We start from the raw sequence: 14,440 nt of genomic DNA on the forward strand, positions 1-14,440 counted from the left end.
CGGACCGGAGCATGTGGCCCTGGGTCTGACCTGTACCGCTCGCCCAGCACCAACTACCCCGGCGGCGCCATGCTCCTTCTCAAGCTACTGGCCGCCTTGCACGAGGGCCACTCCTGCTCGCGGCAGGGTCGGAGTCGCCTCCGCTGTCGCATTAACGACATGGCAGATAAACGGCAGGTCTGAGTGCTGGCGAGCAGGGTCCGCCATCGCCCACTCTCGTGATCACTAGTTGTTGATACGAGAGGTTCACCCCCCATGCACTGGTCCGCACATGTGGCGGCGGTGGGAGTATCCGCCGCCGCCCTGCTGAGCTCCCCGTCGCCAGCGGCAGCGCTGCCTCCCGCTTCCAGCGTTCACCGCGTCACCTTGATCACCGGTGACGTGGTGACCGTCAGGGAGGCGGAGCGGGGAAGGCACGCGGTAGAGGTGAAGCCGGGGCCCGGCCGCGACCGGATGGGCTTCCACACCACCGAGGAGGATGGCGAGCTGCGGGTCCTGCCGGCCGACATGGTGCCCTACCTGGCGGCCAAGCGACTGGACCCGCGCCTGTTCTCCGTGACCGACCTGATCGAGCAGGGCTACGACGACGCGACGACGGACAAGCTGCCGCTGCTGTTCGTCTACGACGGCATGGCCACCAGGACCGCCACTCCGCTGGAGAGCATCAACGGGCGGGCCGTCTCGGCGGACAAGCGCACCATCGGGCGGCTGTGGAAGTCTCTGGACGAGGAGCGGGCGAGCCTGGCCCAGGGTGTGGCGAAGATCTGGCTCGACGCCAAGGTCAAGGTCTCACTCGATCACAGCGTGCCGCAGGTGGGCGCGCCTGAGGCGTGGCAGGCCGGCTTCGACGGCAAGGGCGTCAAGGTCGCCGTACTCGACACCGGAGTCGACGCGACCCACCAGGATCTCGCGGGCCGGGTGAAGCAGACCAAGGTGTTCACCGGCGACCAGAGCGTGAACGACGCCCACGGGCACGGCACCCACGTGGCCGCCACCATCGCGGGCGGGGACGGCAAGAAGGGTGTCGCCCCGGGCGCGGAGCTGATCATCGGCAAAGTGCTCGGCGACGACGGGTCCGGCACCCTGTCCGGCGTCATCGAGGGCATGGAATGGGCTGCCGCCGAGGGCGCGTCGGTGATCAACATGAGCCTCGGCGGTGACGTCACCGACGGCACCGACCCGCTCAGCGTCGCCGTCGACAATCTCACCGAGCGGACCGGCGCGCTCTTCGTGGTCGCGGCGGGCAACGACGGCGCCGCCTACTCCGTGGGCAGTCCGGGAGCGGCGACCTCCGCGCTGACCGTCGGCGCCGTGGACGGCAAGGACGCCATCGCGAACTTCTCCAGCAGGGGTCCGCGCCTGGACGACGCGCCCAAGCCGGACCTCACGGCGCCGGGCGTGGGCATCGTCGCGGCCAGGGCGAAGGGCACCAGCATGGGCCAGCCCGTCGACGAGCAGTACACGGCCGCGTCGGGCACCTCCATGGCCACCCCGCACGTGGCGGGGGCCGCTGCGATCCTCAAGCAGCGCCATCCGGAGTGGAAGGCGGGGCAGATCAAGGACGCCCTGGTGGGCTCGGCCAAGACGGTGGCCGGCCAGCAGGTCGACGACGCGGGCGCGGGCAGGCTCGACGTGGCGCGCGCCCTGAGGCAGGGTGTGACGGCCACCGGCGTGGTCAACCTCGGCAAGCACCAGAAGGGGGAGGGGACCGGCACGGCCGAGGGCACGATCACCTACACCAACGGTACGGCGGCGCCGGTCACGCTGGAGCTCTCCAGCACCCTCGAGGGCGCCGTGCTCAGCGCGCGGAACATCACCGTCGCAGCCGGAGGCACCGCAGCGGTCCAGGTCCGCGTTGACCTGGCCAAGCTCCCCTTCGGCAGGTACGGCGGGCATGTCACCGCGACCGCGGGAGCCGAGAGCGTGCACACCACGCTGGCGCTCACCTGGAAGGGGCCCCAGCACACCGTCCGCTTCACCGCCGTGGACGCGGCCGGCAAGCCCACCGGCACCGACACGCTGTCGATGTTCGGCGCGTCGCAGCAGGATGACGTCTTCACCTGGGTGCCCGAGCAGGGTCTGACCGTGGAGGTCTCCGAGGGCACGTACATGACACAGGCGATCAACCTCGCGAGCGGGTGGGGCCGCATGCACCCGCGCGACGGGCTCGTCGTCATTCCGGAGCTCAAGGTCGACCGCGACCTGGAGGTGGTCCTCGACTACCGCAAGACCAGCCCCGTCACCGTCAAGGCGAGCGAGCCGGTGGAGCAGGTGGGAATCTTCACCTACTTCACCCACCGCACCTTCGGCTCGCGCAAGATCTCCCAGGGCGTCATGAACTTCGACGTCGTCGAGGGGCTCAACGTCTCGCCGACCCAGCCGGTCAGCGAGGGCACATTCGAGTTCGCCTCCCGCTGGCAGCTGATCGCGCCGAAGATCTCCGCGCGAGTGGCGGGCTCCGTGTACCCGATGGGCTTTCTGGGCGGCTCGCCCGGCGTGGAGGGCCGTCACCTGTGGCGGCTCGCGGAGGGAGCGGGCGGCGCTCGGGGCAAGGTCGCCGTGATGGGCGACCCGTCAGTGGCATGGGAAGACGCCGCTGAGGCGGCGGTGAAGGCTGGGGCGGTCGCCGCGATCATCGTGATGACTCCCGACGACGCGCTCGGACGTGGGTGGAACCCGGTCAACGTGTCGCTGCCCATCCCGGTCATGCTGATCGCCAACGATCACGGGCAGCGACTGCTCGAACGGGTCAGGAAGGGGCACGCTCTGCTGGACATCAGCGGGACGATGGCGTCGCCGTACCTCTATGACGTCATGCAGGTCTCCAACGGGCACGTCCCGGACGTGATCGTGCACGAGGTGAGCAACCGCAACACCGCGCGGGTGGATACGAAATATCAGGACACTGGCGGGTTCGGGTGGGCCAAGGAGCAGCGGTTCGGCTGGCGGCCCTGGCAGGCCTACTCCCTGGGCAACCAGATGGAGACGCAGCGGTTCGTGAAGACGCCGTTGCGGCGGGCCGAGTACGTCAGCGCGGACGGCTCCTTCTGGCAGCACATCGTCAACCACCAGTTCACCTGGGACACCATGAACCGGTTGCAGGACGGGCTGACCGAGCCGCCCCGCACCTACCAGCCCGGTCAGCAGGTCAGCGAGAGCTGGCACGCGCCTGTCGTACGGCCCGCCATCCCCGACTGGCTGGCTCCCTCCACCCGCGTGGGCGACACCCTGGAGATCCGCGTCCCCGAGTTCGTCGACGCCTCCGGCCACGCATCTCGCGCGGGGGTCGACAACGACAGCGCCTCGGCCAGGTTCCTGAGGGATGGCAAGCTCGTGGAGGAACGCGACGCCGCCTGGGGCGCCTTCCCCGCCGTGCCGCAGGAGGCCGAGTACCGCCTCGAGCTGTCCACCAAGCGGACCTCCGAGGAATGGACGCGGGCGATCGCGACCGAGACGGCCTGGACGTTCAGGTCGAAGCAGGGCCAGCAGGTGCTGCCGCTGCTGCAGGTCGACTACGACGTGCGGCCCGGCCTGCTCGGCTTCGCCGTACGGCATCAGAAGGGCGTGAGCGGGCTGACCGCCAAGGACCTGCGGCTGGAGCTGTCCTATGACGACGGCGCGACCTGGCACAGGCAGCCGGTTCTCCCGCTCGGCCACGGCCGCTACAGCGCGGTCGTCCTCCGCCCGCATCCGTCACTTCGCGTCACCGCCACCGACTCCGGCGGCAACCAGGTCGTGCAGACGGTGATCAGGGCGTACTGACCGTCACAGCCAGTTCTCGCGGGCGGCGTGCCAGGCCAGCTGCATTCTGGTCTGGGCGCCCGCCTGCTCCATCAGGTGGGTTATCCGGCGCTGGACGGTCCGGTGCGACACCTTCAGTTGCGTGGCGATCGACTTGTCAGGCACACCCGCCACCAGCAGCGACAGCAGGTAGAGGTGGTCGGAGTCGAGCGGACTGCCCGGCGTGGTGAGACTGACGGGGGTGGCCCGCTCCCAGAGGCTCTCGAACAGAGCCTTGAGCGCGTCCAGCAGGCTGCTGGGCCTGATCAGCGCCGCGGTGAGCTGGGTCAGCCCACCGGTGTGCTGGATCAGCGGCAGCACGCCCAGCTCGCCGTCTGCGATGATCATCCGCACGGGCAGGGTGGGCAGGGCACGTGCCTGCTCGCCCAGCTTGATCCCGTCGGCGAGGTTGATCAGCATGCCAGGCTCCTCGAGCAGGGCGCGTTCGTACAGGACGCGGTAGCCCACCCCACGTCGCAACGCGGCCAATTCCTCGGTGTTCTCCTGCGAGGTCATCGCCACGTGCCCAGCCCGGCAGAGGCTGACGACCTCGTGGCGGGCGTTGTCCTGCAGCAGGCGCAACTGCTCGCGCAGCGCCGTCCTGCTGGTGATCACCTCGATCAGCCGGGCGGCCTCGCGGCGCCGTGAATGGGCCAGGTATTCCTCTGTGAGCTGCTCCACGGCCTGCCTGGCCCGGTCCACCTCCTCCTGCCGCCTGTGCAGCAGGGCCGCGAGCGCGACGTCGGGCGCGACGGCGATGAACCTGTCGGGCTCTCCTGATACGGCTCGTGCCAGGCCTTTGGCGAGCAGGGAACCGAGTGCCCGCCGCGCCGCCTCGCTCTCGACGCCGAGCTCTTCTGCCAGCTCGGCGGGCTCGACCCCGGCGGTTCTGACCAGAAGCCGGTAGGCGGCCTCCTCCTCGACGCTCAGCCCTGCCGCGCTCAGCACGTCAGTCGGGAGATTCCGTCGAGGATCTCCGCCACGGTCGGGACCGAGGTGCCGAAGTCGAGTCGTACATGGTTCTCGCCGCCTTGGCCGAACAGCTCGCCGTCGCTGACCGGCGGCCTGGCCCCCTGCTCGGCCGCGCCCCGCCCGCCAAGGTCCGGCCAGGCCAGGCAGGTGGCCTCGGGCAGGCGGTAGCCGATCGTCTCTGGCAGGCACTCGGCCAACAGCCTTCTGTACGCGTCGGGCTCCTGCACGGTCAGCGCCGGCCAGGCGTCGCCTTGCCGCCAGGCGGACACGGTGGCCTCGACTTCGAACAGTGCACCTGTCGAAAACCTCATCCATGCATGTTAAGCCGGATGTGCTCGCACCTCGCCACCGCGAGCTTGGCCTCGTACGGCGGTAACCCACTCAATGCGATGAGAGCAGCGTGATCCCCGTGGTCTGTTCGACCCACTGCAGGAACCGGCTCCGGCCGCATGTGACAAGGCGCAGAGAAGCTCCAGGAACAGGAAGAACGTCTTCAACGCCTGGGCTCGTGGCGCTCGTCCCGAGAAGGAGAAATACAATGGAAGTCCTGCCGAAGCAGCCGTCCGTCAAAGGGCCGGCCGAGATGTTCACCGGTGACGTCTGGTTCGACGTCATCGCCGCGGGGCAGGAACCCTCGCGGATACGCGCCTATGTGGTGCGCTTCGCGCCCTGCGCCCGCACCGCCTGGCACCGCCACGCCGTGGGGCAGACTCTGCACGTCACCGAGGGCGTCGGGCTGGTGCAGTCCCGCGGCGGCGAGGTCGTCGTCATGCGGCCCGGCGACACCGTCCACACGCCGCCGGGCGAGTGGCACTGGCATGGTGCCGCCCCCGACCATTTCATGACCCACCTCGCCCTCTGGGAAGGCCCTGGCGAGAGCCGTGGCCCTGAGACCGAATGGGGTGACCACGTCACCGACGAGGAATACGCCAGCAGGTAAGGCACCCCGCCCCGCCGGCCGGGGATCTCCGCGCAGGACGTTTCCAGCAACATCGAGATGGCATGATCGGGGAAGTCTCATGCGAGCGACATTGATTTACGGTGCCGGTGACATCCGGGTGGAGGACGTCCCCGACCCGAGGGTGCAAGAACCCACCGACGCCGTGGTGCGCGTGCTGCGCTCGTGCATCTGCGGCAGTGACCTGTGGCCGTACGGATCGATGCCGGTCACGGAGCAGGGCGAGCGCATCGGCCACGAGTTCCTCGGCGTCGTGGAGGACGTCGGCTCGGAAGTGTCCGGGCTGAAGGCCGGTGACATCGTGGTCGCGCCGTTCGCCTACGCGGACAACACCTGCCGGTTCTGCGCCGAGGGCCTGCACACCTCCTGCCCGCGCGGTGGGTTCTGGGCCGCGAACGGCGTGGACGGCGGCCAGGGTGAGGCCGTGCGGGTGCCATGGGCGCAGGGCACGCTGGTCAAACTGCCCGTCGGCGAGGACTCCGCCCTGCTGCCGTCGCTGCTCAGCCTGTCGGACGTGCTGCCCACCGGCCACCACTGCGCGGTGACCGCCGGGGTCGGGCCGCACACGTCGGTGACGGTGATCGGCGACGGCGCCGTCGGGCTGTCGGCGGTACTGGCCTCCAGACGGCTCGGCGCCGAGCGGATCCTGCTGATGGGCAGGCACACCGACCGCACCGGCCTGGGCCGCGAGTTCGGCGCCACCGACGTGATCACCGAACGCGGCGAGCAGGGCGTCGAGCAGATACGGGAGCTGACCGGCGGCGAGGGCACGCAAGCGGTGCTGGAGTGCGTCGGCACCAGGCAGGCGCTGGAGACGGCCTTCGGCGTGGCACGCGACGGCGGCGCGGTGAGCAGGGTCGGTGTCCCGCAATACACCGAGGGGCCGATCGGGTTCGAGGTGTTCCGGCGCAACATCGCCCTCACCGGCGGCGTGGCTCCGGCCCGCGCCTACATCGAGGAGCTGATGCCCGACGTGCTCGACGGCACGATAGAGCCGGGCAGGGTGTTCGACCGCACCATCGGCCTGGAGGAAGTGCCGGACGGCTACCGTGCCATGGCCGGCCGCGAGGCGCTGAAAGTACTCATCCGCCCCTGAGCCCCGCATCCCCATGACGCCGCCGCGGCCGATCAGGGAGTGCGCCAGCGACCGCCAGTCATCAGCTCGCGGTCCTTCAGCTCGTTGACCTCGCGCCACGCCTGGATCCGCTGCGGCCGGACGCGGAAGTAGAGGTAGGGGTCGCTCAGTTCGCGCGGGTCGAAACCGGTCTTGACGGCGAAGGCGTCTCCCAGCTCAGAGGAGATCTCGGAAACAGGCAGCGGCTCGGCCACACCCTCAATCATGATCACGTCACGCGTGGGTCCGATGCCGAGCCGGACCTTCCCCGTCGCCCGCAGGTTGCGGCCGGTCGGGCTGGCAGTGGCGGTGGCGATCAGCAGAGTGGTGCCCTCCCAGAGGAAGGACAGCGGCACCATGTACGGCTCCCCGTTGCCGGGATCGGCCGTGGCCACCCAGGCGTCGACATCGCGCTCAAACCGGCGCAGGGTGTCGCGCTTGCGCTGTTCCAGGGTACGGGCGGCGGGCAGGGTCATCGCGGGCGACTCCTTCAGGCAGGCGAAGATCAGACGATCGTACAGAGCGGAAAGCCGGGCAGCCGCCCGTGGAGAGCGGTCGCCCGGCCGGGTCGATCGAGAATGAATCTTCTGATCAACATCGGCGGCGCCCAGGGTCATCATGAGGGGGCGGACCCCTCAGCCATGGCCGGAGCCATCGAACGCCTCCCCCGGACCACCGCGGTGCTACCGTACCGGGGCCGGCCGCGGGACTCCGGTGCGACTTCCGGAACCCGCCTGTTAAGCGATGATTCGCCGCTCGTGCCCTCATTCCCCGGCCGGCACCTCGCGCAAGAGCGGGACATGCCCAGGTCCCGGCCGTTGGGAGAGCTGATGGAGACGTACGGCGACCTCGTCGCCGCCGAGGACGTGCTGCTGTTCGTGAACGCGGCCATCACCTCCACGGGCCAGCGCGAGTTCCACGCCGACGCCGGGCAGCAGAGCCTGTCGCTGGACTTCCTGCACCACTACATGCTCGGCAACTACCGGGACCTGTACGCGGCCACGCTCGCCCTCGGCATCAACGACCACAACGCCGCCGCCATCGTGCTCAGGCTCCTGGAGACCGCGAAGGACGCCACGCCCGAACAGCGCCGCGCCGAAGGCCGGCTGATCGCCCGAGCCCTGCGCGAGCTGCCGCCGCCGCGTGTCTACCGGCTGTTCGGCACGCTGCGCAGGGCCGGAATCAACAACCGGCGCACCCGCGCCATCATGCGCGACTGGCTGGCCGCCCGCCCCGATCCGGCGTTCGACGCGGTCAAATACCGCTCCGCGTTCAAGGCCGCCGCCCGCCACGCCCACCTGCGTCTCGACGATCTCCACCGGCGCGACGGCTACGACGGCTACGACGGCCGCGACAGCCGCGACGGCGCCGACCGCTTCGGCGGCGAGCTGGGCCCGTTCCTGTTCGAACCGCACGCGCGCAGGACGTTCCGCACCCCCATCTTCGAGACGTGGCGGCGCGCCCACTACGAACGCGCCAGCGTGTACGAGCTGCCGTACACGGTCGCGGAGGGCTTCGCGGCCAGGCACGGCATCGACCGGGCCGTGTTCCTGGAGCGCATCGCACCGCGGCTGACCCGGCTGGAGCGGCTGCGCCTTCAGAAGGCCGCGCACGAAGCCGGTGCCACCGCCGTCCAGGCGGACCAGGGTGAGCTGGAGTCGATGCCGCTGACCCGCCTCGCCTCCTACATGCTGTCCCTGTCCCTGGACGACCGGGTACGGCGCCGCGCCGAGCTGACCGGCGCGCTGCGGGCCGCGGCGCTGCGGGTGGCCGGGGAACAGGCGGGCCGGTGGGGCCGGGTCGCCGCGGTGCTCGACGACAGCTTCTCGTCCTTCGGCTCGGGCGAGAAGCGCCGTCGTCCCCTCGCGGTCGCGCTCGCCTGTCACTTCCTCCTCGAAGCGCTGGCCGGTCACTACACGCCGCTGTGGCTGTCCGGACGCGGCGACGCCCTGCTGACGTACCCGCTTGGCGCCACTCCGCTGGGCGAGCGGATCCTCGACGCGCTCGACCTCGGCCCGGACCGGCTGGTGATCGTCTCCGACGGGTGGGACAACGCGCCCGCGGGACTGGCGGGGGAGGTTCTGCGCGTGTGGGCCACCCGTCTGAATCCCGACGGCCGGACCAGCGCCGTCCACCTGAATCCGGTCTACGACGCCGACGACTTCGACGTGCGCAGGCTGGCGCCGAGCGTGCCGACAGCCGGGATCCGCGACGCGGAGGACCTGCCGGCGCTGGTCGAGCTCGCCCAGTTCGCGCAGGGCCGTACCGGGCTCGCCGAGCTCCGCGCCCACCTGGCGGTCCGCGTCGCCCGTTTCCTGGAGCCCGACGCCCCGGAGGAGGTCTCGTGACCGCGGCGACCCTGGATCTCACCGGTCTGGCCACCCGCCCCGCTCAGGTGTGGGGCGGGGTGCGGCTGGTGCCGCTGGTGCGCGACGAGCCGATCACCTCACTGCGCCTGCACCCCCATCTGTACGGCGACGAGCCCGGAATCGTCCGGACGGACCGGCGTGCCTCCTACCTCGCCTACATCCCGCACGCGTTCGTGGCGAACTGGACGGCCGACGGCTCACCCGCTGCCGCGTACGGCACCCAGCTCCTCACCGGCGACGGGGGAAACGGCGACTCCCCTCTCCCCCGCCCCTCCTGTGTGCCGCTGCGTTTCCATCACCGCATGGCCCGCCGTACCGGCAAGAACCGCCTGCGCTTCCTGCCGCTGCACATGGCCATGGAGGGCTACCTGGCCCTCCACTTCGGCGGCCCCGACATCGTCTGGGAGGAGTGGTCGCACCGCGCGGTCAGCCACGGTCTGTCGCCGCGTGCGGAACAGGCGTACGTCGGCACCACCGTGACGGGTCTCCAGGACGCGTTGCGCGTCTTCGAGATCCATCCCGGGCAGTGCGGGGTCCTCATCTACGTCGCCGATGCCCTGGCCAGCGCCTTCGTCGTGCCCCACCCTGACGACTACCGCGCCCTGCACCCCACTCTCGTGCAGAACCTCTACGGCGAGCTGATCTACCACTACGCCATGCTGAGCGCCCCCGTCCAGGACTTCCGGGCGCGCATCGACGGCGGATCCGTGCGCACGCTGGCCGACCTGCGGATCCAGGTACGGCGGCAGCGGGACGAGTGGGCGGCGTTCCACGACGACGTGATGGCGGGCGGGCTGCTCGACACGGACTACACGTTCGGCCAGGTGTACCGTATGGGCCCGTTCACGCTCTCCCGGTTTCTGCCCCCGTTCCACCGGCAGCGTGAGAACCACATCGGCGAGACCATCACGGACGCCGACGGGCGCCTGGCCTATCTCAAGACGTTCCGGCTCTCCGAGAACCAGGTCCGCCGCGGCCACCTGCTCACCTGCCTGGCCGCCGGCGACTGGCACCTCGAAACCACCGCCGCCGCCCTGGACCTGACCGCCGCCCAGCTCGCCCTGCGCATCGAGTCGGCCGGATTCGGCGCCCTGCTGCGGCAGGATGTGCTCGACCGCTACCGCGCCCAGGCCCGCAGGTCCTGACGCGCCCGCCGAACCGGAACGGCTCCGCGAACATCGGCGGGGAAGGCGCCGGGAGAAACGATTCCGTAGCCCTTGAGAGACAGTTTCTGGCACCTTCGTTATCTTTTCCGTTATTCTCACTTTCTAGATCGAGAGGCGCTGCAACGGGCTCAGGCCCGCCACGCTCGATCGGAACCGTTCATCAAGGGCGCCTCCCACAACGGGAGGTGACCCGGTGAACACATCTGTGAACCATGGCAGGACACAGGCCCTGCGGGAGCTTCTGGACCGGCGGATCGCCGTACTCGACGGCGCCTGGGGAACGATGTTGCAGGGTGCCGCGCTCACCGCGGCCGACTACCGCGGAGAGCGGTTCCGAGACCACCCGCGCGATGTGACCGGTGACCCGGACCTGCTGAACCTGACACGACCGGATGTCGTCCTCGACGTGCACCGGCGGTATCTGGCCGCGGGTGCGGACATCACCACGACGAACACGTTCACCGCGACGAGCATCGGCCAGGCGGACTACCTGCTGCAACCGATGGTGCGGGAGATGAACCTGCGGGGCGCCCAGCTGGCGCGTCAGGCCGCTGACGAGGTGGGCGGGCGCTTCGTCGCGGGCTCGATCGGGCCGCTGAACGTCACGTTGTCGCTATCCCCCCGTGTGGAGGACCCCGCCTACCGGGCGGTGTCGTTCGACGAGGTCTACGCCGCCTACGCGGAGCAGATCCAGGCACTGGCGGACGGCGGCGTCGACCTGCTGCTGATTGAGACGATCTTCGACACGCTCAACGCGAAGGCCGCGATCGCCGCCGCGCGCGACGTCGCCCCGCACCTGCCGTTGTGGATCTCGGTGACGATCGTCGACCTGAGCGGGCGCACACTGTCGGGGCAGACCGTCGAGGCGTTCTGGAGAGCGATCGAACACGCCGATCCGCTGGTGGTCGGCGTGAACTGCTCACTGGGCGCGCAGGAGATGCGCCCGCACGTCGCCGAACTGTCGCGGCTCGCCGGCATCTACACCGCCTGCCACCCCAATGCCGGCCTGCCGAACGCGTTCGGCGGCTACGACCAGACACCGGACGAGACCGCGCGGCTGCTCGGCGAGTTCGCCGCATCGGGAATGGTCAACATCGTCGGCGGATGCTGCGGGACGACGCCGGCGCACATCGCGCAGGTCGCCGCCGCCGTTTCCGATCTCCCGCCGCGCGCCGTCCCGGCGCCGCCGGCGCGTACCCGGCTGAGCGGCCTGGAGCCCTTCGAGATCGGCGCCGACACCGGTTTCGTCATGATCGGAGAACGCACCAACGTCACGGGCTCGGCGCGGTTCCGGCGCCTGATCGAAGCGGGTGACCACCAGGCCGCCGCCGACGTCGCGCTGGAGCAGGTGCGCGGCGGCGCCAACCTGCTCGACGTCAACATGGACGCCGACCTGCTCGACAGCGAACAGGCCATGACCACGTTCTTGAACCTGATCGCGACCGAGCCGGAGATCGCCCGCATCCCGATCATGATCGACAGCTCGCGGTGGAGCGTGCTGGAGGCCGGGCTCAAGTGCGTGCAGGGCAAGGGCGTCGTCAACTCGATCAGCCTCAAGGAAGGCGAGGAACCGTTCCTGGAGCAGGCGCGGCGCATCCGTGACCACGGTGCCGGCGTGGTCGTCATGGCCTTCGACGAGCGGGGCCAGGCCGACACCGTCGAGCGCAAGGTGGAGATCTGCGCCCGCGCCTACGACCTGCTCACGCAGCGGGCCGGATTCCCCGCCGAGGACATCGTGTTCGACCCCAACGTGCTCGCGGTCGCCACCGGCATCGCCGAGCACAACGGCTACGCGAAAGCGTTCATCGACGCGCTGCCGCTGATCAAGCAGCGGTGCCCCGGGGCGCGGACCAGCGGCGGCATCTCCAACCTGTCGTTCTCCTTCCGCGGCAACGACGTGGTGCGCGAGGCGATGCACTCGGCGTTCCTCTTCCACGCCGTGCGCGCCGGACTGGACATGGGCATCGTCAACGCCGGGCAGCTCGCGGTCTACCAGGACATCCCCGCGGACCTGCTCGAACTCGTCGAGGACGTGCTCTTCGACCGGCGTCCCGACGCCACCGACCGGCTTGTCGCCTTCGCCGAGACGGTCAGCGGGAGCGGCACCCGCCGTACCGTGGACCTGTCCTGGCGCGAGGCGCCGGTGGAGCAGCGGCTGGCGCACGCGCTCGTGCACGGCGTCGTCGACTTCATCGAAGATGACACCGAGGAGGCCCGGCAGCGGGCGGCACGCCCCCTCGACGTGATCGAGGGACCGCTCATGGACGGCATGAAGACCGTGGGCGACCTGTTCGGCGCCGGGAAGATGTTCCTTCCGCAGGTGGTCAAGAGCGCGCGGGCGATGAAGCGGGCGGTCGCCTATCTCGAGCCCTACATGGAGGCCGAGAAGGAACGGGCGCGGCTGGAGGGGCGCGCCGACACCGTCCGCGGCAACGGGAAGGTGGTGCTCGCGACCGTCAAGGGCGACGTGCACGACATCGGCAAGAACATCGTGGGTGTCGTGCTCGGCTGCAACAACTACCAGGTCATCGACCTGGGTGTGATGGTCCCCGCGTCTGTCATCCTCGACACAGCGGTCACCGAAGGCGCCGACGCCGTGGGGCTCTCGGGGCTGATCACCCCCTCGCTGGACGAGATGGTCGCCGTCGCCTCGGAGATGCAGCGCCGTGGCCTGAAGCTGCCGCTGCTGATCGGCGGCGCGACGACGTCACGCCAGCACACCGCGGTGCGCATCGCCCCCGCCTACGACGGCACCACGGTCCATGTGCTCGACGCGTCCCGCGTCGTCGGCGTGGTCGCCGATCTCATGGACGCCGATCGGGCCGAAAAGCTGGCCGTGAGCAACCGCGCCGAACAGGAGCGCCTGCGTGAGCAGCACGCGGCCAGGGAGCAGCGTCCCCTGCTGACCCTCGCGCAGGCCCGCGCGAACCGCGAGCGGGTCCCGTTCGACGATCTGCCCGTTCCCGCCTTCACCGGCGTCCGCGTCGTCCACCCGGATCTGACCGCCCTCCGCGAGATGATCGACTGGCAGTTCTTCTTCCTCGCCTGGGAGCTGAAGGGCAAATACCCGGCGATTCTCGACCAGCCGGCGGCTCGCGAGCTCTACGACGAGGCGAACACCCTGCTCGACCAGATCATCGCGGACGGCCTCTTCCAGGCCCGAGGCGCCTACGGCTACTGGCCCGCGCGCTCCGAGGGCGACGACATCGTGATCGACGCCGTGATCGACACCGTGATCGACGGTGCGGCCGGCGCCGGGTCGCCGGGCGCGGGCGGCCACGGAAGCCTCCGCCTGCCGATGCTGCGCCAGCAGACGGCCAAGCCCGAGGGCCGGTCCAACCGGTGCCTCGCGGACTACGTGGCCCCGGCCGGGGACCACATCGGCGGGTTCGCCGTGGCCGTCCACGGTGCCGAAGAGCTCGCCGCCTCCTTCGAGGCCCGGCACGACGACTACCGGTCGATCATGGTGAAAGCCCTGGCCGACCGGCTCGCGGAGGCGTTCGCCGAGCACATCCACCTGCAGGCGCGGCGCGACTGGTTCGAACCGGACGCCGACCCCTCGATCGAGGACCTGCACGCCGAGCGCTTCCGTGGCATCCGCCCCGCGCTCGGTTACCCCGCGTGCCCGGATCACAGCCAGAAACAGGCGCTGTTCGAGCTGCTCGACGCCGGGCGACTCGGCATGGCCCTGACCGAGTCCTTCGCGATGACCCCGGCCGCCAGCGTCAGCGGGCTGCTCTTCGCCCATCCCTCATCGCGCTATTTCACCGTGGGGCGCATCGGTGAGGACCAGGTCGAGGACTACGCCCTGCGGCGGGGTCTCGATCTTCCCGAGGTCGAGCGCTGGTTGCGCCCCAACCTGGCCTACGACCCCCGGTAAGCGTGTGGATGGGGCCGGGGGGGGGGGCGGGGGGGGGGGCCCGCCGCCCCCCCCCCCCCCCAAAAAAAAAAAAAAAAAAAAAAAAAAAAAAAAAAAAAAAAAAAAAAAATAAAAAAAAAAAAAAAAAAAAACAAAAAAAAAAAAAAAAAACAAAAAAAAAAAAAAAACAAAAAAAAAAAAAAAAAACAAAAAAAAAAAAAA

The 14,440-nt window shown here is 69.6% G+C and carries 10 protein-coding genes and 1 riboswitch; of the genes, 7 read left to right on the forward strand and 3 right to left on the reverse strand.

The features are described from left to right. Positions 1-255 precede the first annotated feature (255 nt). A complete protein-coding gene (locus ACFY2X_RS43500; RefSeq protein WP_389950104.1) occupies positions 256-3,762 on the forward strand; it encodes a S8 family serine peptidase in 3,507 nt (1,168 codons plus the stop codon). A gap of 3 nt (positions 3,763-3,765) precedes the next feature. Here the strand turns inward: ACFY2X_RS43500 and ACFY2X_RS43505 are convergent, their stop codons facing one another. Together ACFY2X_RS43505 and ACFY2X_RS43510 are read right to left on the reverse strand one after the other, a co-directional pair. Next, entirely contained in the window at positions 3,766-4,728 is a 963-nt protein-coding gene (locus ACFY2X_RS43505; RefSeq protein WP_389950106.1) for a helix-turn-helix domain-containing protein, read from the reverse strand. Then, a complete protein-coding gene (locus ACFY2X_RS43510) occupies positions 4,722-5,063 on the reverse strand; it encodes a hypothetical protein (RefSeq protein WP_389950109.1) in 342 nt (113 codons plus the stop codon). Before ACFY2X_RS43510 ends, ACFY2X_RS43505 begins: the two co-directional genes overlap by 7 nt. A 227-nt stretch (positions 5,064-5,290) precedes the next feature. Here ACFY2X_RS43510 and ACFY2X_RS43515 point away from each other — a divergent pair, with 227 nt between their 5' ends. Continuing rightward, complete coding sequence (locus ACFY2X_RS43515) at positions 5,291-5,692, forward strand: cupin domain-containing protein (protein WP_389950112.1); 402 nt, start codon at positions 5,291-5,293, stop codon at positions 5,690-5,692. Between the two features lie 79 nt (positions 5,693-5,771). Continuing rightward, a complete protein-coding gene (locus ACFY2X_RS43520; RefSeq protein ID WP_389950114.1) occupies positions 5,772-6,806 on the forward strand; it encodes an alcohol dehydrogenase catalytic domain-containing protein in 1,035 nt (344 codons plus the stop codon). 32 nt (positions 6,807-6,838) lie between these two features. On the opposite strand, the gene ACFY2X_RS43525 is transcribed toward ACFY2X_RS43520, so the two are convergent. Next, positions 6,839-7,300 (reverse strand): pyridoxamine 5'-phosphate oxidase family protein, encoded by a 462-nt coding sequence (locus ACFY2X_RS43525; RefSeq protein ID WP_389950117.1) that lies wholly within the window; start codon positions 7,298-7,300, stop codon positions 6,839-6,841. A gap of 324 nt (positions 7,301-7,624) precedes the next feature. On the opposite strand from ACFY2X_RS43525, the gene ACFY2X_RS43530 reads away from it, so the two are divergent. From ACFY2X_RS43530 to ACFY2X_RS43545, 4 genes are all read left to right on the forward strand, one after another. Beyond that, complete coding sequence (locus tag ACFY2X_RS43530; RefSeq protein ID WP_389950119.1) at positions 7,625-9,172, forward strand: hypothetical protein; 1,548 nt, start codon at positions 7,625-7,627, stop codon at positions 9,170-9,172. Further along, positions 9,169-10,338, forward strand: a complete 1,170-nt coding sequence (locus tag ACFY2X_RS43535) for a hypothetical protein (protein WP_389950122.1) — start codon at positions 9,169-9,171, stop codon at positions 10,336-10,338. Before ACFY2X_RS43530 ends, ACFY2X_RS43535 begins: the two co-directional genes overlap by 4 nt. A gap of 124 nt (positions 10,339-10,462) precedes the next feature. Beyond that, positions 10,463-10,538, forward strand: a riboswitch (S-adenosyl-L-homocysteine riboswitch). A gap of 14 nt (positions 10,539-10,552) precedes the next feature. Next, on the forward strand, positions 10,553-14,239 hold the full coding sequence (gene metH / locus ACFY2X_RS43540; RefSeq protein WP_389950125.1) for a methionine synthase: 3,687 nt from the start codon (positions 10,553-10,555) through the stop codon (positions 14,237-14,239). Between the two features lie 2 nt (positions 14,240-14,241). Further along, the coding region (locus tag ACFY2X_RS43545) for a hypothetical protein (protein ID WP_389950128.1) at positions 14,242-14,440 on the forward strand (199 nt) is incomplete at its 3' end.

It is taken from the genome of Streptosporangium sp. NPDC000396 (assembly GCF_042898655.1).
In the GTDB taxonomy this organism is placed as follows: domain Bacteria; phylum Actinomycetota; class Actinomycetes; order Streptosporangiales; family Streptosporangiaceae; genus Streptosporangium.